We start from the raw sequence: 24,366 nt of genomic DNA, 5'->3' as shown, positions 1-24,366 counted from the left end.
CTCGTCGGGAAGAATCTGGCGAATGACTGTCGCAGCGAACAACCCTCGTCCGCGCAACCGAGTGCTCATCATCCTTCTCGTGGTGATCGCCGTACTCGTCGCGGCGCTCGTCGGTGGAGAACTGTACGTACGCAACCAGGTGAAGACCTGCATGGCCGATCAGTTCCAGAGCGAACTGGGATCCCAGGTCGACGTCGGGTTGAGCTGGAAGCCCGTACTCCTGCAGGCAGTCGACAAGAAGGTGCCGTACATCAGCATCGACAGTGACGACTCTTCGTTCGGCCCCGCAACGGGAATGCAGGTTCACGCGAAGGTGAACGACATCAACTTGCAGCCCTCGGCGGGCAACAGCGGCACCATCGGCAGCTCCAGCGCCGACGTCACCTGGTCTACCGCAGGCATTCTCGCCACCTTGCAGGAACAGACCTTCGGCGGGCTCGTCTCCGGCGTCACCGCCGACTCGAGCGCCGGAACACTCGCGTTCGACGTCGGTCCGGTCGGGCTCGCGAAGCTCACGGTCAAGCCCACCGTCACCAACGGTGTGGTCGACGTCCAGACCGTCGGCGCCGAGATTCTCGGATTGGGTCTGCCGACCGATCTGGTCGACGGCATCGTCCAGACACTCACCGACAGCCTGCAGACCTACCCGCTGGACATGAAGCCCACGAAGCTGACCGTCACCGACGACGCTATCCAGATCTCGTTGGAGGGCGGCGCTTACGCCATGCCCGTCGCCGACGCGAACAACCAGAACACCTCGGCGGTTCCGGACAGCTGCGGCCTGCTGACCTAGTCGGCCAGACCGTCCAATACTGCTCGACTTCCGGATAGTCCGAGGCGGGTGGCGCCGGCCGCGATCATGTCGAGCGCTGCCTGCGTCGTACGTATTCCGCCACTGGCCTTGACTCCCACGCCCGGGCCGACCGTCTGCGCCATCAGTGCGACGGCCTCAACCGTCGCTCCACCCGCGGGGTGGAAGCCGGTCGAGGTCTTGACGAAGTTCGCCCCGGCATGCACAGCTGCGCGGCAACATTCGACGATGGCCTCGTCGGACAGCGCTGCGGTTTCGAGGATCACTTTGAGGATCGCACTCTCCCCCATCGCCTCGCGGACGGTGAGGATATCGGCCAACACCGCGCTGTAGTCGCCGGCGACCGCCGCTCCTACGTCGATGACCATGTCGATCTCGGCTGCGCCTTGATCGACGGCCAGTCGCGCTTCAGCACCCTTGACCAGCGAATGATGTTTCCCCGACGGGAATCCGACGACGGCCGCCGTCACAAGTCCCTCGGCGCGAATCGGCAACATCGACGGCGAGACGCAGACAGCCAGCACACCGAGGCTGCGTGCTTCGTCGATCAGGGCGGTCACATCGGCCGCGGTGGCTTCGGGTTTGAGGAGAGTGTGGTCCACCATCGCGGCAACCTGGGAACGAGTGAGTGCAGCTTCAGACATGTTGGAAAGCTTGGCACACCACCACGCGACCGTCGCTGCAGCCGCACCTGAGAGACTAGGCCGCATGACCGCTGCACCATCGATCGATGATCGTCGCTATGTTCTGTCCCTCGGCTGCCCCGACACCACGGGCATCGTCGCACGCATCTCGACCTTTCTCACCGACGTCGGTGGATGGATCGTGGAGGCTGCATACCACGCCGATGCCGACACCGGATGGTTCTTCACGCGTCAGGCGGTCCGTGCATCGTCGGTGAGCATGAGCATCGACGAGCTTCGTGAACGGTTCAAAGCTGTTGCGGCCGAGATCGGTCCGGAAACCGAGTGGACTCTTCACGACTCCGGCGCACCCAAGAAGATCGTGTTGCTCGTGAGCAAGGAAGGTCACTGCTTGCATGACCTCCTTGGCCGCGCCGCGGGCGGGGAACTCCCGGCAGAAATCAGCGCCGTCATCGGAAACCACGAAGATCTGCGCAGTGTCACCGAGCGCCACGGGATCGACTTCCACCATGTTCCGTTCGCCAAGGACCCGGCAGAACGGGGACCGTCCTTCGAGAAGGTCCGCGCCCTGGTCGACGCTCACAATCCCGACGCCGTGGTGCTTGCCCGATTCATGCAGGTGCTGCCCGAATCACTGTGCGAGCACTGGGCCGGGCGCGCGATCAACATCCACCACAGCTTCTTGCCGTCGTTCATCGGTGCCCGCCCCTATCACCAGGCTTTCGCCCGCGGCGTGAAGTTGATCGGCGCCACCTGCCACTACGTGACCGCCGAACTCGATGCCGGTCCGATCATCGAGCAGGACGTGATCCGTGTGGACCACGCCGACGATGTCGCCGACATGGTCCGTCAGGGTCGAGACATCGAAAAGCTCGTACTCTCCCGCGGACTGCGCTGGCACCTCGAGGATCGTGTGCTGGTCCACGGGCGCAAGACGGTCGTCTTCAGCTAGAGCTGCGTTGCGCTAGAGATTGCGCAGTCGCACGATTTCCTTGTCGAACTCGTCGATGTTCTCGATCGACGACATGTGACCGACGCCCGGCAACACGATCAACCGTTCGAGGTTGCCGGCGTCGTCGAGGACCTGCGCAAGCTTGCGCGCATGGACCGGCGGAGTGAGCCGATCGAGCGAACCGACGAGCACGGTGGTCGGCACTTCGAGATTGTCGAGTCCCTCGTGAATGTCGAGGGTGCTCAGCGCTGCTCCCCAACCTCCACGGATGCGGGGCTTGCACTCACGAACGATGTTCTCGCAGAACTGAATCTCGGCCTTGGTCGCGTTCGGTGACATCGAGACGTACTGGATCGCCTTCGTCATGGCGCCCGAGGAGACGAACGGAACGGGCGAACTGAGGATGGCGCGGCCCACGGGGACCGGCACGCGAGGGAAACGATTGGGCAGTGGGATGACCGTGGTCTCGGCGATCAACCTTTCGCTCGCGGTGCTCGCGAGCATGACCGCCGACGCGTACTTCTTGACCTCGTCGGGGTGACGACCCGCCCAGGCGATGATGCTCATCCCGCCCATGCTGTGACCGACGATGACGGCCTTCTTGTCCTCGCGAACCGTGGCCGCCAGCACTGCAGAGAGATCGTCGGCAAGGACGTCCGGGCCGAGCGGAAGATTGCCGACGGTGCTGCGGCCATGACCGCGCTGATCGTAGGTGATGACGCGATATTCGCCGGCAAGCGCATTGACCTGCGGGTACCAGAATTCGGTGGAGCACGTCCAGCCGTGACTGAGAACGATCGGATCGCCGTCGACGGGACCGTAAGCCCGGACATTGATGATCGCACCGTCGTCGGTGGTCAGTTCGCTGATGTCAGCTTTGAGAGTCGGAGTCTTCAGGAGTGCATTGGGCTCGACGTCGCTCGAAAGAGTCAACCCACGCGTGGATCGCCGATGACGGATCCCAGCGACGGCCGCGACGAGTGCTCCCACTCCGACGGCGCCTGCCAGTACTCGAAGCTCTGTGGTGCGCGAACGACTGGACATGCATTTACCCCTGACTGCTGCTGACGACAGACGGATGCAATCTATGTGTGACTGCCGTTAACCGACACTATCACTCGAACAACGCCCGTTGTCAGCGTTGGAGAGAAGAGTGGGGCAGCACACCATGAGCCGGGAACCACGGCTCGGAATGAGCGGGAGTGCGGCAAACTACCAGCGAGAACCGCCGTGCTGAATGTCGTCCACCCGCGGGCGAACGTCGACGAGATACACGCACACTGCAACGACCGCGATGATGCCCAGGAGCCCGACAGGGGACGTCGCCAAGAGGATCAACGCCGCGACGATCAGAATTCCCAGCCAGATCGGCTTGGTCAATTTGTTGACCGCGGTGAAAGCGTCAGGACGCTGCCTGACGGCATGAACGATCGCGTAGACAGCACCCACCAATGCGAGCACTTTGAGTGCGAGAAAGATCAGACCGACTAGCCCATCGACTTGAGTCACAACTACATCCTAAGTTCTCATCCGGTTCCCGACGAACACGAAGGCTCCCACACTCGGCTGAGCGCGGGAGCCTTCGTCAGGTGGAGCTGGGCAAATCAGGCCTTCTTGGCCGGAGCAGCCTTCTTGGCCGGAGCCGGTGCGGTGGCCTTGGCCGGAGCAGCCTTGGCGGGTGCAGCCTTGGCCGGAGCGGCCTTCTTCGCGGCGGTGGTCGCGCGCTCCTGGACGTCGGAAGCAGCAGCGGTCACGCGAGCGGCAGCTTCCTTGGAAGCCTCGTCAGCCTGGTCACCGAGGTCGAGGACCTTCAGTGCAGCCTCGTCGCCTGCGTCGGCGATCTTCTCACCGGCGTCAGAGATCTTCTCGCCGACCTCTTCTGCGGTGTCGGAGATGCGTCCGGCAGCGCGGCCGGCCAGCTTGGCAGCCTGCTCGCCCACGGCGCGCGTCTGACGAGCAACGGTTCCGAGTGCGTCTTCGGTCAGCTCGACGGCGTCGCCGAGTGCCGACTCTGCAGCAGCGATGCCTTCTTCGACTGCGGGCTGCTTGCGGATGCGCTCGACTGCGTCTTCGCCACGTTCTGCGAGGGAGTTGTACAGATCTCCGGCAACCTTGAGGTATGCCTCGGCGACCTTGCGGAGTTCCTCGGGTGAGAACTTCTCGCGCAGCTCGGCAAGCTCTTCGGGCAGCTCGGACGGCAGGCCGGCGAGACGCTCGCGCAGCGCATCGACGCTCTCGGCAACGTCACCCTGGACGGAAGCGAGCTTCTCGCGAGCACCGTCGACACGGCCGTTGACATCGCCCTGGGTGTTCTCGGCGCGCTCACGAACCTGAGCAACTACATCGGCCACGGCCTGGACAACCAGGTCGCCTGCGCCGACGGCGGCGTAGAGCGAGGTCTTGACGCTGTCGATGGCGTTCTTGTCAGTCATCTTGTTCTCCTAGTGAAGTCTCGGTGTCTGGAATTGCGGCCGATTCAGCGAAATCGGGCGCTGCGGCTGGTCTTGACGACTCGTTCTCGCGACAGAACGAGTCGTAGATTTCGAGCAGTACTTGCTTCTGCCGTTCGTTGATGGCCGTCTCGGCCAACACCGCGTCCCTGATGGGACTGTGCGGGCGTTGCTCGAGATATCCCGCTTGGACGTACAGCACTTCTGATGAGACTCGAAGGCCCTTGGCGATTTGCGCCAGTACGTCCGCCGACGGTTTGCGCAATCCGCGTTCGATCTGACTCAGATACGGATTGCTGACGCCGGCGAGTTGAGCGAGTTGGCGCATCGAAACTTGGGCGGCTTCCCGCTGTGCACGAATGAACCCCCCGATGTCGTGTGCCGCAGAGCTGACGACGCGAGCTGCCAAGTCGCTTGCTCCGGCTGCGGCACCGGATGATTCACGATCTCCGTCATCGGAGTTCGTCGACTTCGCTGGCATTGCGTCCTCCCTTTCCAGTGGACATTTCCCAGGATAGGAGAGGGTGCTAACTATTGCAAGCACTACTGCTAGCACTCGTGGTGGACGTCACATACCGGACAGCTCAGCCGAAGATGAGCGTCGAAATCGTGTAGATCAGCAGTCCGGCGATCGAGCCCACAACGGTGCCGTTGATACGGATGAACTGAAGATCTCGACCGACCTGCAACTCGATCTTCTGGCTCGCTTCGTCGGCGTCCCACCGCTCGACGGTGTCACTGATGACTCCAGTGATCTCGTCGGTGTAGTTCTCCGCGATGTACTTGGTGCCCTGCACCAGCCAGCCGTCGACCTTCTCACGCATGGACTCGTCGTCACGCAGCCTGACTCCGAAGCCGGCGACGTTCTCGGCGACCTTGGTCCGCAGGGTGCTGTTCGGATCGTCGACGGACTCCATGATGAGCCGCTTGGCAACCTGCCATGTCGACGACGCCAGACCCGTCACTTCCTCGCGACCCATGATCTCGGCCTTGATCCCCTCGGCCTTCTTGATGGTCTCCGGGTCGTTCTGCAGATCATCGGCGAAGTCGATCAGGAAGCGGTTGGCGGCGAGGCGTACCTCGTGTTCGGGGTTGGAACGGACCTTCCAGGTGAACTCGACGAGTTCCTTGTATATCTTCTCCCCCAGCATGGCGTCGACGAACTTCGGCGACCACGCGGGCGAATCGCGAACGATCACACGATCGATCGTCTCCTGGCTGCCGAGAGCCCACTGATGCGCCCGCTCGGCAAGCAATTCGATGATCGGCAGTTGCTTGTTGTCCTTGAGAAGTTCACCGAGCACTCGGCCGATCGGCGGTCCCCACATGGGCTCGGCCAGACGCTTCACGATCGTGTTGTCGATGATCTGGGCGATGTCCTCGTCGCGAAGAACCTCGACCATGCCGCGCAAGACCGTCGACGTCTCGGCGGCGACGCGAGCGGCGTTGGCAGGTTCGGCCATCCACGTACCGAGGCGGAGCGGAATCTGCGCCTGCTGCACCTTGGCCGACACAACTTCGGGAGCCAGGAAGTTTTGACCGACGAATGAGCTCAGGCTGGCTCCGAGCTGGTCTTTCTTACGCTTGATGATGGCAGTGTGCGGGATGGGAAGGCCCATCGGATGACGGAAGAGCGCGGTGACGGCAAACCAGTCGGCAAGCGCGCCGACCATGCCTGCCTCGGACGCGGCCCGGACGTACCCGACCCACTCTCCGGCGCCGCGGGATTCCTGCCACCGGCAGAAGATGTAGACCACCGTCGCGAAGCCCAGAAGGCCAGTAGCGAAGACCTTCATCTTGCGAAGGTCCCGACGCTTGGCGGCGTCGTCGAAGGCGGAGAGGCTCAGTTGCTGCACCCTCGCCATTGTGCCGAAAGGTGTGACGCGGCGTAGCGCGAGCGACACGAAGTCCGATTCTGCAGGACCTAATCCCCCGAACTGCGGATGTGAGTGCCCGAGATAAAGGCGCGGACATTAAGCTGGACCGGAAAGTAGACCGATCGGACGTGGCTCGCACCACAGATATGAGATGACTCGTGGCCAAGAATGCCGTGCAGGACAACGAGCAGGTAGACGGCCCAGTCGTTGCTGATGCGAAGCCCGAGAAATCCGACGGTCGTAAGCGTCGTTGGCGTGAGCACAAGATCGCTCGCCGCGAGGAACTCGTCGACGGCACCATCGCCGCCATCCGCGCGCGCGGCCGTGAGATCGGCATGGACGAGATCGCGTCCGAGATCGGTGTCTCCAAGACCGTGCTCTACCGATACTTCGCCGACAAGAGCGACCTCACCACCGCCACGATGATGCGGTACGTCGAGACCATCCTGTCGCCGCGTATCTACGAAGCGATCAGTGGCGATCTCGACGATTTCGAACTCACCCAGGCGAGCATCACCGCATACGTCGAGACGGTGGCATCCGACCCCGACATCTACCTCTACGTCATGGCCAACGGCGCCGGCGCCAACCGCGACGTCGTTGCCGATTCCGAGCGCATGATCGCCGAATTGCTCTCCACGGTGTTGGGCAATCGTCTTCGCGAGATGGAGATGGATTCCGGCGGTTCGCTGCCGTGGGCGTTCGGGATCGTGGGCGGAATTCAGCTCGCGACGCACTGGTGGATCTCCAACAAGTCGATGTCCGCGGAATCGCTGATCGACTACCTCACGATGATGACGTGGGGCGGCATCACCGGCATAGCTGCGGTCAACGGATCACCGGCCAAGTTCAAGTCGGTTCCGCATCCCCTCGTCAAGCCTGCCGAGGACTGACTCGCCCGAGACCGAACTTTCGGGCCACCGGGCGCGATCCTGTGGCACTCTTTCGGCATGGCACAAGACTCGCTGTGGGAAACACCGGCCGCCAAGACCCTGCGGGCGGAGCCCGGGTTCGAACTCGATCAACTCGATCGCAACAGCACTCCGGGATTCACCGGAAACAAAGCTGACGGCGAACGTCTGCTCGAGGAGCGCGGCGCGGTTCTGTCCGACCTGCAGGAGTTGCTGTACGCCAACGGCCGGTCCGGGGACAGTCGTTCAGTCCTGCTGGTTCTGCAAGGAATGGACACCGCAGGCAAGGGCGGCATGGTCCGACACGTGATCGGTCACGTGGATCCTTCGGGAGTTCAGCACGCGGCCTTCGGCGTCCCGACCGAAGAGGAAAAGCAACATCACTACCTTCGGCGGATCAAGAAGGAACTCCCCCGCGGCGGCTATCTCGGTGTGTTCGATCGCTCCCACTACGAGGACGTCCTGGTAGTGCGCGTCCACGATCTTGTCCCGGAGGATGTCTGGAGCAAGCGCTACGACGAGATCAACCAGTTCGAAAAGGAACTCGTCGACGCCGGAACCACCATCGTGAAAGTCGCGATGTTCGTCTCGCTCGACCAGCAGAAGAAGCGACTCGAAGAACGTCTCGACCGCCCGGACAAGTATTGGAAGTACAACCCCGGCGACGTGACCGAACGCGGTTTGTGGCCTGCATATCAACAGGCGTATCAGGCAATGCTCGACAAGACGTCGACCGAGCACGCGCCGTGGTACGTCGTGCCGTGTGATCGGAAGTGGTACAGCCGCATTGCGGTAACCGAGCTACTGATCGACGCTCTGGAAAAGCTCGAGCTCGACTGGCCCCCTGCCGACTTCGACATCGAGGTGGAGAAGGCACGACTCGCACAGTCTTGATCAGAAGCAGGCCTGATCAGAACAGGTGTGGGGATTCGCGGTGCACTTTGTGGTCGTGACGCACAGTACTGGCGTACAGGGCTACCGCGAGGCCGATGCACGCGACGCCGGCGAGGCCGGCGATCAATGCCCAACCACCCTGGCCTGAACCTGCCGCCACCAGAAAACTGCCGAGGCAGACCACTGTGGCCAGCACCAGGAAATACGACGCCCACGCTGCAAAGAGATTGAGCTTCATCGTTCGCTCCTCCGGTCGGATCTCTTTCGTTTCGACCGTACGCCGGAGCATGACGGTCGACAAGACACCGCCGTCGCGAGGTTTCCCGACGTCTACGCCGGGTAGCCGAATTACATGGACATCGGAACTCTTTATCGCGGAATCGAATCCGCTCGCGGACTGGACGGTCCGTCCACTGGCCTCAGGCGCAGAATCCTCGAGATCACGGAGCGATCCGACCGATCGCGCACTGTCGCCGCACTTCTGCGCGGCGCCGCCGTCGGGCATCCCATCCATCCTGCCCTCGTGACCATTCCCGCGGGCGCGTGGACGGCTTCGTTGGTCTTCGATGTTCTAGGCGATCCGCAGACTGCACGACGGCTGATCGGGCTCGGATTGGTTTCGACTCCGCCGGTTCTGCTGACGGGATGGCTGGACTGGTCCGAACGTGGCGACGTCGCACGCCGAGTGGGGCTGGTGCACGCGGCGTCGAATGCAGTGGGGATCTGGTCTTTTGCGGCGTCGTACAGGCTACGCGGAAAGGACTCACTCGCGCTGGCGCGAGTGCTGTCGGTGCTGGGGCTCACCGCGGTCGGTGTCGGTGGCGCGCTCGGTGGTCACATCGTTTTCAAGCTCATGGACGATCCGGCCGTGGAGGCTGCAGCGACTCCGGTTCTCGATCCCATCCTGGATGTAGTCAACTGAGCCGATCGGACCTCGATACTGTTCAGGCGTAAGCACTTCCGGAGTAGCTCCGCAGTTCTCGCGCGGTCTCGTCCGAATCCGCCAATGGTCTGTTCATGACCCAGTGTGGGCTGCGCGTGCCCAGTGTCGCGGCAAAATCGGCGACGGCGTCCGGGGTCGGCACTGCGTGTTCGCCCAGATATCCGAGAACGATGAGGTCCTCCCCTGATCTGGTCTCCACGGCCAGGGCCCAACCGCACGTCTCCTCCCACAGCAAAGCCACCTCGCGCCCGGGGAAACGCGGCACAGTTCGGTCCAATGCGATGTAAGCCTCCAGAGGGTGCTCGCGCCTGCAACACCACTGCTCGATGCCGGCCCCCACACCGACCGCCACCCGTTGTACGTACCGCTCGAACCCGAGTCCGACGGTTGCGTCGACCAGCATTTGTTCTGTCATCGAACCTCACTCCTCGCCATCGTGTTTGGAATGTGCCCAGCGCTGACCGCGTCGAAACCCGGTTCAGATCACGGACTCCGGGTATCCCCAGACGAACCGATCAAGTGGAGAGGGGACCCGATGAAGTACTCGCCCGCTATGGCTCCCGGACGAATGCTGAAGATCTCCATGGTGTCGGTGAACGCCGATCCACTCGCACCGGTGGGCTGCTCGGCAGCCGGTGCACAGAACCTGCACGTCGACGAACTGTCTGCCGCCTTGGTTCGTGCCGGACACGACGTCACCGTCTTCACCAGGCGTGCCCACGTCGGTGGGCCGGACCGCGTTCGCGCCCGCGCCGGGTACTCCGTCGACTATCTCGAGGCCGGCCCGACGCAGGCTCTTCCGGATGCCGACATCCTCCCTCACCTGGGAACCTTTGCCAGCATTCTGCGCGCTCAGTGGAGTACCGACCGACCCGATGTGGTGCACTCGCACTTCTGGATGTCCGGTGTGGCAACGGAACTCGCGACCCGATCGCTCGGCATCCCCGTACTTCAGACATTCCATTCCCTGGGATCTGCGGCGCACCGCCACCTCGGAGCAGCCGACGACAGCCCCTCGGAGCGGACTCACCTGGAACCGTTGATCGCCAGGGGCGCAACCCATGTCATCGCGACCAGTTCGGACGAAATCTTCGATCTGGTCCGGCAGGGATCACCACGATCACGGACCACGATGGTGCCCTCGGGCGTGGACACCGAAGCATTCACCCCGGAGGGACCCGCCGCGAAGAAAACCGCACCGCATCGATTGATCTGCGTCGGAAGACTGGTGGAGCAGAAGGGCTTCGATGTTGCCGTCGCCGCGCTGGCTTCGCTGCCGGATACGGAGTTGGTGGTGATCGGCGGGCCACCCGTCGCGCAACTGAGCACCGACGAAGTGGCGATCCGCTTGGTCAAGCTCGCCGAGCGCCTCGGCGTCGCAGATCGCGTCCAATTGTTGGGACGGGTTCCGCACCGCCAACTACCGAAACTGATGCGATCGGCCGACGCCCTCGTGTGCACCCCTCGATACGAACCGTTCGGAATCGCGGCACTGGAAGCAATGGCGTGCGGAGTTCCCGTAGTCGCGACTCCTGTTGGCGGACTGCGGGATACGGTGATCGACGGACTCACCGGGCGTCGGGTCCCGGTCAACAACCCGGTGGAAACCGCTCGCGCAGTCCGCCGTCTTCTCGACGACGAGGACGAAGGCGCGGCGTTTGCACGGCAGAGCCGGGCCCGAGCGTGCGAATCGTATTCGTGGGATCACGTCGCCACCGAAGTGGTCCGCACCTACGGCCGCTGCGTCACAGCACCGCCGAGAGCCCGCCAACACAAGGGCACTCACCGAAGTGAAGTGCACTGACGCTGACGGGCTCTACGAAACTGAATTCACGAAGCTTGGACTGAAACTGCGTGATCAAGCGGGGAAACGTCGGGTCTCTTCGAGTCCGATTGCATGATCGAGCGACTCGTAGCAGGCAAACATCGACTCCTGACCAGCTGCTTTGAGCAACCTTTGCACCGGGCGGGCGCAGACGAGCGCGAGTGTGCCGCCCACGTCGCGTGATCGCGTCGACAGGACCGACAGTACGGACAAGCCGCACGTCCCCATGAATTCGAGTTCGGATAGATCGACGACCAGCGTCCGGTCCGCGGCCACGTGGTACGTCAAGAAGTCACGAAAAGCATTGGCGCTCATCAGATCGATCTCACCACGAACTTTGATCACAGCGGTGTGTGCACTGATGCGGTGCGCGTGAAACGATGCGGTCGCTGTCCCGGTCGCGGGAGGTCCGTAGTCTACCGATCCCTTCGCCGCGTTCGTAAAGCCTGAAATAGATGATCCTGGAACAACAGTCATGGTTCTCCCATCCCGCAACGGTTTACACTCTGCAAAAGAGAAGGGACCTCCGAAGGAGACGCACGATGAACGGGTCTCCAGAAATACGGATAAATCCCTCATCGGCTGTGTGCTCAACCTCGGTTTGAAACAGTACGCCAGCATGACGGACGTCACAAGTGCGTTGCGACCATTCGTTTCGGTGTTCCGAACAAAAATGTGGTTTGGTCTGCGGTTCCGCGAGGTAATCCGATGTTGCGATCGCCAACGGTCGTGAGCAGAATCGTGTCGTTTACCCCGGCACCACCATCGACCAAATTTCGTGTTCGGGGGTCACTGTGAAGGTCGGGATGGGTATCGTTCTCGGCACCAGACTTCACCGCGACCCCTGGTACGACGATCCGGAGAACTTATGGCACACCTCAGCGCACTCGAGCCCGATCAGGATCAGACTCAGCCAGTTGTGGAGTTGAGGATTCAAGCGACTCTCGATCAGCTGTCGATTTTGCGTGCACTGGCCGCCACCGTTGCCATTCAGGAAAACTTCGACCTCGACGCCATCGCCGACATCAAACTGGCCATGGACGAAATCTGTACGCATCTGATCGTTCGCGCTGCGCCTGATTCGGTTCTGGTGTGTCGGTTCGTCTTCACGCCGCCGCAATTGCACGTGTCCGTGTCCACGACGACCACGGAGTACGAGGACAGCAGTCAGCGTTCGTTCGGGTGGCACATCCTCACCGAACTCACCGATTCGATTTCGCTCGACCAGGAAGAGAACCTCGGCGGCGTCGGCTACATCACCACCATGAAGTTCACCAAGGCCCTCAGCGGGCGCCTGTGACCGCTTCCGCAGACGGCCCGTCACGCCCGCGTCGGCGGTCCACCGACGAATATCGGGACGTAATACCAGTTTTCGAGGAACTGCGGACCCTCGAGCCCCACAGCCCGGAGTACGAACGAGTGCGCACTGCACTCATCACCAGATGCCTACCGTTGGCCGAGCACATCGCCAGACGATTCGACGGTCGTGGCGAGGCACACGACGATCTGGTTCAGGTGGCGCGTCTCGGTCTGGTCAACGCCGTCGACCGTTTCGATTCCACGCGCGGATCCGATTTCGTCTCGTTCGCAGTTCCCACCGTGATGGGCGAGGTTCGACGACACTTCCGCGACACCGGTTGGGCATTGCGGGTTCCCCGCCGGATGAAGGAGTTGCACTTCCAACTCGGGCAGGCCATCAGCGAGCTGTCACAACAGCTCGGGCACGCGCCGACCGTCGACGAGTTGGCCGAGACGTTGGGGATCGAACGCGAAGAAGTTGCCCAGGCCTTGATCGCCGGCAACGCGTATCAGACGGTCTCGGTCGACGGTGCCGCGTCCAATCACACCGACGATCTCCCGCTCGTGGAAACACTCGGTGACTACGACGCAGCACTCGAGAACGTCGAGAATCACGAGGCGTTGCGTCCGCTTCTCGACAAGCTGCCCGAGCGAGAGCGGACGGTGTTGATGCTCAGATTCTTCGGAAATCTGACGCAGACACAGATCGCCGAGAAAGTCGGTGTGTCCCAGATGCACGTGTCGAGGTTGCTCGCGAAGACATTGAGTAATCTTCGCGAGCAACTCGACTGAGCTCCGCGAACAATTCGACTGAGCAGGACCGGGCGGGTCAGATCGTTGCGGTGTCGATCACGAATCGGTATCGGACGTCGCTCTTGATCACGCGCTCGTAAGCGTCGTTGATGTCGCTCGCCGGGATCAGTTCGATTTCTGCGCCGATGCCGTGCTCGGCGCAGAAGTCGAGCATCTCCTGTGTCTGCGGGATACCGCCGACCATGGAGCCGGCGAGGCTACGACGGTTTGCGGCGAGCGAGAATGCTCGAACTTCGATCGGCTTCTCGGGCAGGCCGAGTTCGACGAGAGTGCCGTTGATGGCAAGCAAGGACATGTAGGCGTCGATGTCGAGGTTGACCGAGACCGTGTTGAGGATCAGGTCGAACTCGCCGCGAAGAGCCTTGAACGTCTCACGGTCGTTGGTCGCGTAGTAGTGATCGGCGCCGAGGCGAAGCCCGTCGTCTTTCTTGCCGAGCGTCTGGCTCAGGACGGTGACTTCCGCTCCGAGCGCCTTGGCGATCTTCACACCGACGTGCCCGAGGCCGCCGAACCCGATGATGGCGACCTTCTTGCCGGGGCCGGCGTTCCAGTGCCGCAGCGGTGAGTACAAGGTGATGCCCGCGCACAGGAGCGGCGCTGCAACGTCGAGTTCGATGCCCTCCGGGATCGAGAGCACGAAGTGCTCGGTGACGACGATGTGCGTCGAGTAGCCACCCTGAGTGCGCTCGCCGTCGCGGCCGGTGGCGTTGTACGTACCCGTCACACCCTTGCGGCAGTACTGCTCTTCACCGGCGGTGCAGGCGTCGCACTCCCCGCACGAGTCGACGAAGCAGCCGACGCCCACTCGGTCGCCGACCTTGTGCTTGGTGACATCGGAACCCACGGCGGCGACGACGCCGGCGATTTCGTGTCCGGGAACGATCGGGTACTTGGCTCCGCCCCACTCGTTGCGAGCGGTGTGGATGTCGGAATGGCAGATGCCGGCAAATTTGATGTCGATGAGAATGTCCAGTGGACCGAGCTCGCGGCGTTCGACAGTGGTCTTCTCGAGGGGACCGTCAGCGGACGTCGCGGCATAAGCAGCAGCAGTAACCATGCACACATGCCTACCCGTGCATGGAGGGACCTGCAACTCGCAGGCCCCTCCATGACTTGTTCTTTACGTGACTTACCCGGCGTCGCGCTCGGCTTGCTCGGCCCGACGACGCAGGCGCCTCGCGGCCGCAACCATATTGCGCAGCGAAGGCTCGAGTTGCCACGGATGGCGGGTCTTGAGGCCGCCGTCCGGGTTTGCCCACAAGCGATCGAGAGAGATCGATTCGCTTGCCTCGGTGAGCAATTCGTCGAGTTCGTCGATGTCGGGAATCCGAGCCGAGCGAGATTCGTAGACACCGGGGCCGACGCCGTGCGTGAGCGCGCCTTCCTTGAGTGCTTCGAGAACCCACGTGATGGAGCGGGTCGCGACGATAGCCGTCACATCGGCGTCCAACCGTTCGATGGCGTCGACCACCGACGACCGAGCGGAGTACGTCAGATGTGTGTGGATCTGTGTTTCCGGCTTCGCTCCACCTGTTGCCAGACGGAACGCGTCGACGGCCCACTCCAGGTAGGCCTCCCGGCCGTCCTCACGCAGTGGCAGCAGTTCACGAATTGCCGGTTCGTCCACCTGGATGATGGCGATTCCGGCAGCTTCGAGATCCGCGATTTCGTCTCGAATGACAAGTGCCAGTTGCTCTGCCGTTTCGTAGAGCGGCTGATCCTGGCGAACGAACGAACGGGCGATCATGGTGACCGGACCCGTCAGCATTCCCTTGACCGGCTTGTCGGTCAGCGACTGCGCGTACGCAATCCACTCGACCGTCATCGGCTTCGGACGTGCGATGTCGCCGTAGAGGATCGGCGGACGCGTGCAACGAGATCCGTAGGCCTGAACCCAACCGTTGTGCGTGAAGGCATAGCCCTCGAGCAGTTCGGCGAAGTACTGGACCATGTCGTTGCGCTCGTGCTCGCCGTGCACGAAAACATCGAGACCGATGTCCTCTTGCAGACGGATTGTGCGCTCGATCTCTTCCTGGATGCGCTTGTAGTAGTCGTCCCACTCCAAACGCCCCTGGCCGAGTTCGTAACGAGCCTGGCGAATCGCGTCGGTCTGCGGGAACGAACCCAGTGTCTGGGCCGGCACCAAGGGCAGATTCAACCGTTCCTGCTGAGCCTTACGACGCTCCTCGTACGGGGCACGCACACGATCTTCGGGCTTGATCGCGTTCACCCGAGCACGGACAGCGTGCTTGAGCTTGAAGTGCACCTTCGTCGGACGCTTACGCCACTTGTCCGACGGACCTTCGGTGAGCGCCTTCGCCAGTGAGACGACTTCGCCGACCTTCTGCTTCGCAAAAGCCAGACGGTCTGCGACGTCTCCCGGAATGTCGTACTCGGAGAGCACGTCGTACGGCACGTGCAGCAGCGACGACGACGTGGAGACGACGAGGTCAGGCACAACGTCTTTGAGTTCGTTCAGGTACGTCAAGGTGTTGAACCGGTCGACGCGCCAGACGTTGCGACCGTCGACGACGCCCGCGTAGATGCGCTTGCGCTTGATGTTCGGCACCGCGGCCAGTTCCTCGGCCGTGATCTTGCCGTGCACCAAGTCCAGACCGAAGGCTTCGATCTTGGTGGGCGCCAAGATGTTGAGGGCTTCGCCGAACTTGCCGTACGGACCCGTCACCAACAGGCGCGGGCGCAGCGGGGCCGTCGAAAGCTTCTCGTACGCACGTCCCAGAGCGGCTAGCTCCTCGGGGGTGCGGTCCTCGGTGACCGAAGGCTCGTCCAACTGAACACAGGTCGCACCGGCCTTGGCGAGCTGCTCGAAGAACTTCTCGTACTCGGGCAGGAGCGCGTCCAACAGGTCGAGCGGGGTGAAGTTCGGATCGGACTTCTCGGTGGCAGGTCCGACCTTCGAAAGCAGAAGCAGCGAGACGGGCCCCATGATGACGGGGCGCAATTCGATGCCGCGCGCCTTCGCACGTTCGAACTCGTCGAGAAGTGCATCCGAGTTGAGCGAGAACACTGTGTTCGCGTCGATCTCGGGCTGACGGTAGTAGTAGTTCGTACCGAAGAAGCGCACCAGCTCGAGAGGCGGGAAGTCCGGGCGGCCGCGGGCCATAGTGAAGTAGAAATCGAGCGGCTCGAGGGCGCCCTCGAGCGGCTTGAACCGCTCCGGCACTGCGCCGAAGAGCAGCGCATTGTCGAGCACGTGATCGTAGAAGGAGAAGGTGTTGCCGGGAACCTGGCTCAATCCCGTCGCAGCCAATTCGCTCCAGGTCGATTCCTGGAGTTCCTTGGCGACCGCGAGAAGTGCGTCCTTGTCCGAAGTGCCGTGCCAGTAGGACTCGAGGGCGCGCTTGAGCTCACGGCGCGGCCCGATGCGCGGATACCCCAGGACGCTGGAGCCGAATGCTGCAGTGCTGCTGGACATGCGGTCGACCTTTCTAACCGAGGGGCGCGAGCGCCCTGTGCGCCTTTGTGGTAGCCGGAACTACCAGAAAGGCGCACAGGGGCGTTGGGCCTTAGCTTGCCTGCTTGGTGGAGCGACCGTTGTCGGCGTATTCGTAGAAGCCCGCGCCGGACTTCTTGCCGGTCAAGCCGGCTTCGACCATACGCAGGAGCAACGGCGGAGCGGAGTACAGCGGCTCCTTGAACTCTTCGTACATGGAGTCGGCGATGGACTTGACGGTGTCGAGTCCGACCAGGTCCGTCAGAGCCAGCGGACCCATGGGGTGCGCGAGGCCGAGAACCGTTGCCTTGTCGATGTCTTCCTTGGTCGCGAAGCCCGACTCGACCATGCGGATCGCCGAGAGCAGGTACGGCACCAGGAGTGCGTTGACGACGAAGCCGGAGCGGTCGGCACTGCGGACGACCTGCTTGCCGAGGATGTCGCTGGCAAAAGCCTCGGCGCGCTGCGAGACGGAGGCACTGGTCTTGAGCGTCGTCACCAATTCGACGAGCGGCAGAACCGGAACCGGGTTGAAGAAGTGCATGCCGATGACTCGCTCGGGACGCTTGGTCGAGATGCCGAGCTTCATGATCGGGATCGACGACGTGTTGGACGCGAGAACCGCATCCGGGTCCGTCACGACCGCGTCGAGCTCGGCGAAGATTTCGCTCTTGATCTTCTCGTCTTCGACGACGGCCTCCACGACGAGCTGGCGGTCCGCGAAATCTCCCAGATCGGAGGTGAAACGCAGACGCCATGCGGCCTGCTCACGCTCACGTTCTGTGATCTTTCCGCTGCTCACGCCGCGGTCGAGCGAACGCAGGATGCGTGAACGCCCGGCTGCTGCAAGCTCGCGAGTCTGCTCGAAGACCAGAACATCGACATGTGCGCGGGCGCACACCTCGGCGATTCCGGCACCCATGATTCCGGCGCCGATAACGCCGACGCGCTGAATTTTTTCGCTGGTCACGTCAGCTCCTTGTTTGTCTCGTGGAGTTTGTCTGGTGAAGGTGTTGCAAAACAAGCACTTCGAACTGCGTCGACGCTGGTGGCCGACGCAATCGGAACTGCCTTGAAGACGAGAGAAAGTAGTGCGGTGATACAAGCAGGGGAGAGACCCGAAGCCGAGCCTCTCCCCCACCCGAAGTCAGTTCTTAGTGGAACTGTCCCTCTTCGGTGGAGCCCTTGAGAGCTGCCGTCGAGGTGTTGGGGTCAACGGTGGTGGCGATGGTGTCGAAGTAGCCGGCGCCAACCTCACGCTGGTGCTTGATGGCGGTGAAGCCACGCTCTTCGGCAGCCTTGAACTCGCGCTCCTGCAGGTCGACGAATGCCGTCATGCCTTCGCGGGCGTAGCCGTAGGCAAGGTCGAACATGCCGTAGTTGAGCGAGTGGAAGCCGGCCAGCGTGATGAACTGGAACTTGAAGCCCATTGCGCCGAGCTCCTTCTGGAACTTCGCGATGGTCGCGTCGTCCAGGTGCGCCTTCCAGTTGAAGGAAGGGGAGCAGTTGTAGGCCAGGAGCTGGTCCGGGAATTCGCTGCGAACGGACTCGGCGAACTTCTTTGCAACCTCGAGATCCGGCACGCCGGTCTCCATCCAGATGAGGTCTGCGTACGGTGCGTAAGCCTTGGCGCGAGCGATGCAGGGCTCGATGCCGTTCTTGACGCCGTAGAAGCCTTCAGCCGTGCGGGTTCCGTCGAGGAACGGGCGGTCGCGCTCGTCCACGTCGGAGGTGATGAGGGTTGCAGCCTCAGCGTCGGTGCGGGCGATGATGACGGACGGAACGTCCGCAACGTCGGAAGCCAGGCGAGCCGAGGTCAGGGTGCGGATGTGCTGCTGCGTGGGGATGAGCACCTTGCCACCGAGGTGGCCGCACTTCTTCTCCGAAGCGAGCTGATCCTCCCAGTGGACACCGGCAGCGCCGGCGCCGATCATGGCCTTCTGCAGCTCGTAAGCGTTGAGAGCGCCACCGAAGCCGGCTTCGGCGTCGGCAACGATCGGAGCGAGCCAGTTGCTGACGGAGGTGTCACCCTCGGTCTTGGCGATCTCGTCGGCGCGCAGCAGTGCGTTGTTGATGCGACGAACGACGGTCGGAACCGAGTTGGCCGGGTAGAGGCTCTGGTCCGGGTACGTGTGGCCCGAGAGGTTAGCGTCGCCGGCAACCTGCCAACCGGAGAGGTAGATGGCCTTCAGGCCGGCGCGAACCTGCTGCACAGCCATGTTGCCGGTAAGTGCACCGAGGGAGTTGATGTAGTCCTCGTTGTTCACGAGATCCCACAGGATCTCGGATCCGCGACGAGCGAGGGTCTGCTCCTCGACGACGGTGCCCTGGAGCTTGACGACCTGATCGGCCGTGTAGTTACGAGTAACGCCCTTCCAGCGAGGGTTGGTGTCCCAATCCTGCTGGAGCTCAGCTGCGGTCTTCGGGGTGCCGGTGGTCGACATCAAGACTCCATCTCTTTGATCTGCTGGTCCGGCCTGTTGTGAGCAGTACGTGCGTACTACTTCACATACTTGCCAGGCCCTTCTTGTGTACTTACCGAGAATGGCACATCGAAAAAGTGCCGTCTACCTGTTGCTAATGCCAATCTTCGCTACCTTTTCAACACACTTTGCTAAGTCTGTGAAGATTCCTATGCGGCTGGTACTACCCGATCGGACAGGTTCCGTACTGGCGAGTAGGAAAGAAACCGCAGGCTGTGAACGAAATGCACTCAACTCTGCCGCTTGCGAATTCCGGCAGTTCGCACGCCACTCGGAACAGGCCCGTCCGCTACTTCGGAGCCAACTTCACTACCCGCGAGTGACCGCAATCACTCCTCGGCAACAGCCTTCGCTAGGACAATTCCGGGATCTACCCCTGGGAAAGCCGGAGACAACCCGTTCGCCGGCCATATGCTGTCGAACCATGACTTGTCGTTCGACGCCCCCGACCGGGCGATAAAGCGGTGCCGGACAACTATCAGCGGCCACCGAACAACCAGGCATGGTCGCAATCCGGTCCACAGCCGCCGCAGTTGGGCTACCGAGCCGCGCCGCAGTCGTATCCCCCGCCCCAGGGATTCCCGCCTGCACCGCCACGTGGAAATCCGCCGCCGCGTCGGCCCGGCTGGGTGATTCCGGTATCCGTAATCGGAGTCATCACTGTGTTGGCTCTCTTCGGCGGGCTTGCCTGGGTCCTCTGGCCGAAGGACGTCCCCAACTCGGCCGCCGGTGGCGCCGCCCACACCACCATCAGCGCCGCGAACACACCCGGCACCACGACAACCGCTCCCAGCACGACATCCCCGACGACCACACGCGCCGCGAACTTCCCGGCCGGTGCGTCCGCCTGCCCCGGCGGGCAGCCGGCCGGAAGTTACAAGGAGTCCGCGACAAGTGGGGGCAAAACTTCATGTGAGTTTGCCGAGGCGGTTCGGATCGCCTACGGGAACTCCGGTGCAACCGGTGCATCCAGCACCGTGTCCGCACGTAGTCCGGTGACCGGCAAGGAGTACACGATGGCATGCAAGGTGACCTCCGGCATCGTCACCTGTACCGGCGGAGACAACGCGGTTGTGTACTTGCGCTGACTACCCGATTCCGAGCCGTTCTGAATCCACAAACAAACCCCGACCAGGAGTCCAACTTCATGCCTTCGATCGAAGAAGCCGTCGCGAACAAATATCACGTGCGCGAACCTGATTTGGCACAGCAGCAAGAACAGCAACATCGGGATTTCTTGAGGCAGTTCCCACGAAGTCGTTGGCGTGATTTGACACTCGACGACTACGCACTGGGGACCGAATCAAGCATCGATGGATACTCGTACGCTCTCGAGTGGGGAACAACGGTCCTGGGCAGCATCAAAGGCGGCAGCGCGCTGAAACATGTCATCTACTTCAAACGAAAGACGTCGGAGTGGCACTTTCCCACCGACTTCGACCGCGTCGGAGACGCGTGGGATGCGCTTCATGCTTCGTTTCTCGAGATGTTGGACATGGCTGATCACGGCCAATGGAATGACATCGGACAAATCCCAATCCTGAATCGCGCGAAGACAGTTCGACTGAAAACACTCTTCCTTTACTTTCCCGACCAAGTACTGCCTGTCTACAGCCATAATCACCTCAGCTATTTCGCCCGCGAACTCGGAATCGAAGGCGACACAGACCCTCTGGTCGTAAATCGAAGAATTCTCGCCAAACTTCGGACGATCGAGGGACTGGAGTCCTCAGATACCAGAGACCTCGGACAGTTCCTCTACGAGTGGGCAACACCTCCGGGATGGATAGCCGCCAGGTATTGGAAAATCGCTCCTGGTCACAACGCTGACAGGTGGGCCGAATGCCTTGGAGGTGGTTACATCTGTGTGGGCTGGGATGAGATCGGCGATCTATCGCTCTTCGACTCGGTCGAGGATTTCCGTCACGCGTTCGCTGAAACCTACTCGGATCGCTACAACGGCAACAAATCGAAACTGACGTTCAAGGCCAGAGAACTTTACCAACTGACCGAAATACGTGCGGGAGACAAGATCGTCGCCAACAACGGCGTTAGCGAAGTGCTGGCGGTTGGAACCGTTCTTGATTCAACGTACCAGTGGCAACCCGACCGCCCGGACTATCGACACACAATTGCTGTCGATTGGGATGAGTCGCTCGCTACAAGGCTTGATCCTCCTGAACGATCATGGGGCACAGTCACGATCAAGTCAGTCACCCCAAAGTTGCAGTCGCGAATCCTGAACCCGGTCGCCCACGATCCGTCGGACGAGGAGGTCGAAGTCCTCCCGATCGATCCTGCCCAAGAGGCGTTGTACCGGACTTGGATGTCAGTGCTCGAACGCAAGAAACAGATCATCTTCTACGGGCCACCCGGCACGGGAAAAACCCGTGCGGCGAAGGGGTTTTCCCAATGGATTCTCAACCAGCAGTATGCATTGCCCGACGCAGATTCAGATGACTGGATGGAAGCCACCTATGACACCAGCAAGGCTTGGTGGGTCACAGCGAATCCCGAACGCTACTCTTGGAAGAGCATGTTCGACGAGGGTTGGGTCGACTTTTCACGCGGTGAGAAGAAAAAACACTTCAGTCAGATCAATACCGGAGATGTCGTGGTCTGCTATGAAGCGGCACCGACTCAGCGAATAGTCGCACTGGCTCGAGTAGTCTCAATCAACGACGACCTCGAGGATCCGAATCCTCTGATGCTCAAGCCAATTCGAAGGCTCCCACGCGGACCACATTGGAAGACCATCAAGTCGGACTCCGTCCTGGCAGGGTCTGAACCGGTTCAAATCAGTGCCTCTGGCACCCTGTTTGCACTCGATCCCGGGCAGTTCCGCCGTATCCTAGAACTTTCCGGTGTCTCCGATGAATATCTCGGCCAACCCGCAGACGACATCGCACCATATTTAACTCAGGTCACTTTTCACGCGTCCTACTCGTACGAAGAGTTCATCGAGGGATACCGCCCAGTCGAAACAAGTGGAGGTCTCGCACTCGGACTACGCGACGGTATCGTCAAGCGAATTGCTTCAACCGCAGTCGCGGAACCGGACAGCGTGTACGTCCTGCTGATCGATGAGATCAATCGCGCAAACATCCCACGCGTCTTCGGAGAACTCATGACGGTAATCGAGGCGGACAAGCGCGGAATCCCGGTCAAGTTGCCGGCGAGTGGCGATCTGCTTCGCATACCAAATAACTTGCACTTGATAGGAACAATGAATACCGCTGATCGCAGTATTCGTAACCTGGACAGCGCTCTACGACGGAGGTTTGGGTTCATCGAATTGCTGCCCGATGTAAGCGTTCTCGAAGGGGCAGTCATCGACGGACTGGAACTCGATTTCTTCCTGTCGGAGATGAATACAAGGATAACCAACAGCGTCGGTCGCGAACATCAAATAGGCCAGTCGTACTTCTTGCTCGACAGTGAACCCATCACCACCGCGGCACAATTCGCAGAAATCATGAGAATGGAAATAATTCCGCTCTTGCAAGAGATCGTATTCGACGACTACTCCAAGCTCGCCGATTACCTTGGCCGCGAGATCGTTGATGCAGCGAACCAAAGTTTGATCTCCATTGAGGACGACGGCATTTTGATCTCTGCACTGATCAAGGCATACCGCGTCGAACTTGGTGACAATCGGTGACAGCCGTCGTAGAACTCCGGGAATTTCAGACGAAAAACGTATCGGCGCCCGCCCCGCCTCCCCGTACGAGGGAGGCCATCTCCCGCGACTTGGCGGGCCGTATCGATCTGCAGTGGCTCACCGATGATCTCCTTCGGATCACAGCGACGTCGTGGGTCGGAGTTGCACGACTGCCCAGAGGCCCGAGCATCCACGTCCGGCCCAAATTGGCCGGTTCCGACCTGAACGTCATCACGATGATCGGTGCAACCGGAGATATCCGGATCGACGACATGCCCACAATTCACCAACATGTCGACACGACGACCGGTGACAGCGCTGTCGAACTAATATGTCAGTTATTGGTATCCGCTGCGCACGATGTGATGAAGCGGGGAGTAGTCCGGGACTATCGCGCTGCGGGAGATGACTTAACCGTGATGCGGGGACGACTCGACCTGAACCGACAAGCCTCGAGACATTTCTTGCGCGTCGATCGATTGGCGTGCCGTTACGAAGAATTCGACTACGACACCACTGAAAACCGGATCATAACGACCGCACTCCGCCTCGCGGGACAGCTGACTTCGAACGCTAATCTCCGTCAGCGTGCATGGATTCTGTACGAGAACTTCAACGCGATGGCACCCACCCCCTTTGTGTACACGCCTTCGATCAGGAAATCGATGACATACCACCGCGGAAATGAACACTATCGGAGTGCTCACGTGTGGTCGCTGGCCTTGCTCGACGGCATCTCGATCAACAAGCCATTCGATGATGCTGGTGACCGCGCAACGACGTTCATGATCGACATGAACCGACTGTTCGAGAAGTTCGTCGGATGGCTACTTGGTCAGATGATTACCGATCAGATCACGCAGATTCGCGCCCAAGGTGTGAACCGATCGGTTTTGCACAGCGGCGACCGGCCATGGGGCTCAATTCGGCCCGACTACGTGGTCACCCGCAACGGAATGCGCAGTGCGATCGATGCCAAGTACAAACTGTACGACCGAAAATCTCCGAGCGCGGCTGACGTCTATCAACTACTGATTTACTCGCAGGCCTATCGCGGAACCGAAGGTCGCCCCCACTCCATCCTGATCTATCCATCGGAAGACAGCGTCAGTGATTTTCGGGTTGACTTGAAACCCGAAGGCTCGATATTGGGCTCGGTTTCCACAGTCGGTATCCCACTCGCTGAACTTGTGCAGGCTGTGCGTTCTGGATTCCCCCTTGCATCAACCACGACCGCATCCGCGCTGCGGCGCCTACTTGGTCTCGATCCAGATACAGGCGATCGTCGAATTGGAGGACACGACACAGGACAAAGACATGCGGGTCCGGCGATGCTCCGATAGCGTGAC

Annotated in this window: 24 protein-coding genes; 11 read left to right on the top strand and 13 right to left on the bottom strand. The window is 61.3% G+C overall.

Going from position 1 to position 24,366, the window contains the following annotated elements; all coding sequences use genetic code 11:
* Nucleotides 1–22 precede the first annotated feature (22 nt).
* Nucleotides 23–793 (top strand): DUF2993 domain-containing protein, encoded by a 771-nt coding sequence (locus ATN38_RS16360; RefSeq protein WP_007735358.1) that lies wholly within the window; start codon nucleotides 23–25, stop codon nucleotides 791–793.
* On the opposite strand, the gene deoC is transcribed toward ATN38_RS16360, so the two are convergent.
* Complete coding sequence (gene deoC / locus ATN38_RS16355) at nucleotides 790–1,455, bottom strand: deoxyribose-phosphate aldolase (RefSeq protein ID WP_007735361.1); 666 nt, start codon at nucleotides 1,453–1,455, stop codon at nucleotides 790–792. The two genes, ATN38_RS16360 and deoC, sit on opposite strands and share 4 nt — an antisense overlap.
* A gap of 64 nt (nucleotides 1,456–1,519) precedes the next feature.
* Here deoC and purU point away from each other — a divergent pair, with 64 nt between their 5' ends.
* Nucleotides 1,520–2,407, top strand: a complete 888-nt coding sequence (gene purU / locus ATN38_RS16350) for a formyltetrahydrofolate deformylase (protein ID WP_003941509.1) — start codon at nucleotides 1,520–1,522, stop codon at nucleotides 2,405–2,407.
* Nucleotides 2,408–2,419: 12 nt separating this feature from the next.
* Here purU and ATN38_RS16345 read toward each other — a convergent pair whose 3' ends face one another.
* The 5 genes from ATN38_RS16345 to ATN38_RS16325 form a co-directional block, all read right to left on the bottom strand.
* Nucleotides 2,420–3,451, bottom strand: a complete 1,032-nt coding sequence (locus tag ATN38_RS16345; protein WP_021333908.1) for an alpha/beta fold hydrolase — start codon at nucleotides 3,449–3,451, stop codon at nucleotides 2,420–2,422.
* 168 nt (nucleotides 3,452–3,619) lie between these two features.
* Entirely contained in the window at nucleotides 3,620–3,916 is a 297-nt protein-coding gene (locus tag ATN38_RS16340) for a DUF2516 family protein (RefSeq protein WP_003941505.1), read from the bottom strand.
* A gap of 95 nt (nucleotides 3,917–4,011) precedes the next feature.
* Nucleotides 4,012–4,839: a heparin-binding hemagglutinin gene (locus ATN38_RS16335; protein WP_003941552.1), complete on the bottom strand. Its 828-nt coding sequence runs from the start codon at nucleotides 4,837–4,839 to the stop codon at nucleotides 4,012–4,014.
* On the bottom strand, nucleotides 4,832–5,338 hold the full coding sequence (locus ATN38_RS16330) for a helix-turn-helix domain-containing protein (RefSeq protein WP_003941483.1): 507 nt from the start codon (nucleotides 5,336–5,338) through the stop codon (nucleotides 4,832–4,834). The genes ATN38_RS16335 and ATN38_RS16330 overlap by 8 nt, the downstream gene beginning before the upstream one ends.
* Before the next feature lie 103 nt (nucleotides 5,339–5,441).
* Nucleotides 5,442–6,722, bottom strand: a complete 1,281-nt coding sequence (locus ATN38_RS16325; protein WP_020968906.1) for a DUF445 domain-containing protein — start codon at nucleotides 6,720–6,722, stop codon at nucleotides 5,442–5,444.
* Between the two features lie 170 nt (nucleotides 6,723–6,892).
* On the opposite strand from ATN38_RS16325, the gene ATN38_RS16320 reads away from it, so the two are divergent.
* Nucleotides 6,893–7,627 carry a TetR/AcrR family transcriptional regulator gene (locus tag ATN38_RS16320; protein WP_003941527.1) on the top strand — a complete coding sequence of 245 codons (735 nt, stop codon included), beginning with the start codon at nucleotides 6,893–6,895 and terminating at the stop codon, nucleotides 7,625–7,627.
* A 57-nt stretch (nucleotides 7,628–7,684) separates the two neighbouring features.
* Nucleotides 7,685–8,539, top strand: coding sequence for a polyphosphate kinase 2 family protein (locus tag ATN38_RS16315; RefSeq protein ID WP_218748257.1), 855 nt, complete (start codon nucleotides 7,685–7,687; stop codon nucleotides 8,537–8,539).
* A gap of 16 nt (nucleotides 8,540–8,555) precedes the next feature.
* Here the strand turns inward: ATN38_RS16315 and ATN38_RS16310 are convergent, their stop codons facing one another.
* The gene (locus ATN38_RS16310) at nucleotides 8,556–8,777 is read right to left on the bottom strand and encodes a hypothetical protein (protein ID WP_039973486.1); all 222 of its coding nucleotides are present in this window, start codon (nucleotides 8,775–8,777) and stop codon (nucleotides 8,556–8,558) included.
* A 114-nt stretch (nucleotides 8,778–8,891) separates the two neighbouring features.
* On the opposite strand from ATN38_RS16310, the gene ATN38_RS16305 reads away from it, so the two are divergent.
* Nucleotides 8,892–9,461 carry a DUF2231 domain-containing protein gene (locus ATN38_RS16305; protein WP_042923281.1) on the top strand — a complete coding sequence of 190 codons (570 nt, stop codon included), beginning with the start codon at nucleotides 8,892–8,894 and terminating at the stop codon, nucleotides 9,459–9,461.
* A gap of 22 nt (nucleotides 9,462–9,483) precedes the next feature.
* On the opposite strand, the gene ATN38_RS16300 is transcribed toward ATN38_RS16305, so the two are convergent.
* Entirely contained in the window at nucleotides 9,484–9,897 is a 414-nt protein-coding gene (locus tag ATN38_RS16300; RefSeq protein ID WP_003941464.1) for a DUF6292 family protein, read from the bottom strand.
* Nucleotides 9,898–10,017: 120 nt separating this feature from the next.
* Here ATN38_RS16300 and ATN38_RS16295 point away from each other — a divergent pair, with 120 nt between their 5' ends.
* Entirely contained in the window at nucleotides 10,018–11,286 is a 1,269-nt protein-coding gene (locus ATN38_RS16295) for a glycosyltransferase (protein WP_218748255.1), read from the top strand.
* A 54-nt stretch (nucleotides 11,287–11,340) separates the two neighbouring features.
* Here ATN38_RS16295 and ATN38_RS16290 read toward each other — a convergent pair whose 3' ends face one another.
* Nucleotides 11,341–11,784 (bottom strand): STAS domain-containing protein, encoded by a 444-nt coding sequence (locus tag ATN38_RS16290; RefSeq protein WP_007735372.1) that lies wholly within the window; start codon nucleotides 11,782–11,784, stop codon nucleotides 11,341–11,343.
* A 391-nt stretch (nucleotides 11,785–12,175) separates the two neighbouring features.
* Between ATN38_RS16290 and ATN38_RS16285 the strand changes: the two genes are divergently transcribed.
* Together ATN38_RS16285 and ATN38_RS16280 are read left to right on the top strand one after the other, a co-directional pair.
* The gene (locus ATN38_RS16285; RefSeq protein ID WP_003941553.1) at nucleotides 12,176–12,607 is read left to right on the top strand and encodes an ATP-binding protein; all 432 of its coding nucleotides are present in this window, start codon (nucleotides 12,176–12,178) and stop codon (nucleotides 12,605–12,607) included.
* Entirely contained in the window at nucleotides 12,604–13,398 is a 795-nt protein-coding gene (locus tag ATN38_RS16280) for an RNA polymerase sigma factor SigF (protein WP_003941515.1), read from the top strand. Before ATN38_RS16285 ends, ATN38_RS16280 begins: the two co-directional genes overlap by 4 nt.
* A gap of 37 nt (nucleotides 13,399–13,435) precedes the next feature.
* On the opposite strand, the gene ATN38_RS16275 is transcribed toward ATN38_RS16280, so the two are convergent.
* The 4 genes from ATN38_RS16275 to aceA form a co-directional block, all read right to left on the bottom strand.
* A complete protein-coding gene (locus ATN38_RS16275) occupies nucleotides 13,436–14,476 on the bottom strand; it encodes an NAD(P)-dependent alcohol dehydrogenase (RefSeq protein WP_003941488.1) in 1,041 nt (346 codons plus the stop codon).
* 72 nt (nucleotides 14,477–14,548) lie between these two features.
* Nucleotides 14,549–16,855 (bottom strand): 5-methyltetrahydropteroyltriglutamate--homocysteine S-methyltransferase, encoded by a 2,307-nt coding sequence (gene metE, locus ATN38_RS16270; protein ID WP_218748253.1) that lies wholly within the window; start codon nucleotides 16,853–16,855, stop codon nucleotides 14,549–14,551.
* Nucleotides 16,856–16,946: 91 nt separating this feature from the next.
* A complete protein-coding gene (locus tag ATN38_RS16265; RefSeq protein ID WP_003941541.1) occupies nucleotides 16,947–17,843 on the bottom strand; it encodes a 3-hydroxybutyryl-CoA dehydrogenase in 897 nt (298 codons plus the stop codon).
* 184 nt (nucleotides 17,844–18,027) lie between these two features.
* Entirely contained in the window at nucleotides 18,028–19,317 is a 1,290-nt protein-coding gene (gene aceA / locus ATN38_RS16260; protein ID WP_003941533.1) for an isocitrate lyase, read from the bottom strand.
* 503 nt (nucleotides 19,318–19,820) lie between these two features.
* Between aceA and ATN38_RS16255 the strand changes: the two genes are divergently transcribed.
* From ATN38_RS16255 to ATN38_RS16245, 3 genes are read left to right on the top strand one after another with little or no spacing between them, the layout of a single operon-like run.
* Complete coding sequence (locus tag ATN38_RS16255; RefSeq protein ID WP_223304378.1) at nucleotides 19,821–20,444, top strand: serine/threonine protein kinase; 624 nt, start codon at nucleotides 19,821–19,823, stop codon at nucleotides 20,442–20,444.
* Nucleotides 20,445–20,503: 59 nt separating this feature from the next.
* Complete coding sequence (locus ATN38_RS16250; protein ID WP_218748251.1) at nucleotides 20,504–23,017, top strand: AAA family ATPase; 2,514 nt, start codon at nucleotides 20,504–20,506, stop codon at nucleotides 23,015–23,017.
* A complete protein-coding gene (locus ATN38_RS16245) occupies nucleotides 23,014–24,360 on the top strand; it encodes an McrC family protein (RefSeq protein ID WP_218748249.1) in 1,347 nt (448 codons plus the stop codon). The genes ATN38_RS16250 and ATN38_RS16245 overlap by 4 nt, the downstream gene beginning before the upstream one ends.
* Nucleotides 24,361–24,366: the final 6 nt, after the last annotated feature.

This window comes from Rhodococcus sp. FH8 (assembly GCF_019266085.1).
Taxonomy (GTDB): domain Bacteria; phylum Actinomycetota; class Actinomycetes; order Mycobacteriales; family Mycobacteriaceae; genus Rhodococcus_F; species Rhodococcus_F qingshengii.
This window is presented reverse-complemented; position numbering and strand designations above follow the sequence as displayed.

Bases quoted from the DNA above. Each gene is read 5' to 3' on its own strand.
- ATN38_RS16285 (WP_003941553.1), top strand. From the start codon at position 12,176: ATGGCACACCTCAGCGCACTCGAGCCCGATCAGGATCAGACTCAGCCA.
- metE (WP_218748253.1), bottom strand. From the start codon at position 16,855: ATGTCCAGCAGCACTGCAGCATTCGGCTCCAGCGTCCTGGGGTATCCG.
- ATN38_RS16305 (WP_042923281.1), top strand. From the start codon at position 8,892: ATGGACATCGGAACTCTTTATCGCGGAATCGAATCCGCTCGCGGACTG.
- ATN38_RS16315 (WP_218748257.1), top strand. From the start codon at position 7,685: ATGGCACAAGACTCGCTGTGGGAAACACCGGCCGCCAAGACCCTGCGG.
- aceA (WP_003941533.1), bottom strand. From the start codon at position 19,317: ATGTCGACCACCGGCACCCCGAAGACCGCAGCTGAGCTCCAGCAGGAT.
- ATN38_RS16250 (WP_218748251.1), top strand. From the start codon at position 20,504: ATGCCTTCGATCGAAGAAGCCGTCGCGAACAAATATCACGTGCGCGAA.
- ATN38_RS16300 (WP_003941464.1), bottom strand. From the start codon at position 9,897: ATGACAGAACAAATGCTGGTCGACGCAACCGTCGGACTCGGGTTCGAG.
- ATN38_RS16325 (WP_020968906.1), bottom strand. From the start codon at position 6,722: ATGGCGAGGGTGCAGCAACTGAGCCTCTCCGCCTTCGACGACGCCGCC.
- ATN38_RS16360 (WP_007735358.1), top strand. From the start codon at position 23: ATGACTGTCGCAGCGAACAACCCTCGTCCGCGCAACCGAGTGCTCATC.
- ATN38_RS16335 (WP_003941552.1), bottom strand. From the start codon at position 4,839: ATGACTGACAAGAACGCCATCGACAGCGTCAAGACCTCGCTCTACGCC.
- ATN38_RS16345 (WP_021333908.1), bottom strand. From the start codon at position 3,451: ATGTCCAGTCGTTCGCGCACCACAGAGCTTCGAGTACTGGCAGGCGCC.
- deoC (WP_007735361.1), bottom strand. From the start codon at position 1,455: ATGTCTGAAGCTGCACTCACTCGTTCCCAGGTTGCCGCGATGGTGGAC.
- ATN38_RS16275 (WP_003941488.1), bottom strand. From the start codon at position 14,476: ATGGTTACTGCTGCTGCTTATGCCGCGACGTCCGCTGACGGTCCCCTC.
- ATN38_RS16330 (WP_003941483.1), bottom strand. From the start codon at position 5,338: ATGCCAGCGAAGTCGACGAACTCCGATGACGGAGATCGTGAATCATCC.
- ATN38_RS16310 (WP_039973486.1), bottom strand. From the start codon at position 8,777: ATGAAGCTCAATCTCTTTGCAGCGTGGGCGTCGTATTTCCTGGTGCTG.
- ATN38_RS16295 (WP_218748255.1), top strand. From the start codon at position 10,018: ATGAAGTACTCGCCCGCTATGGCTCCCGGACGAATGCTGAAGATCTCC.
- purU (WP_003941509.1), top strand. From the start codon at position 1,520: ATGACCGCTGCACCATCGATCGATGATCGTCGCTATGTTCTGTCCCTC.
- ATN38_RS16290 (WP_007735372.1), bottom strand. From the start codon at position 11,784: ATGACTGTTGTTCCAGGATCATCTATTTCAGGCTTTACGAACGCGGCG.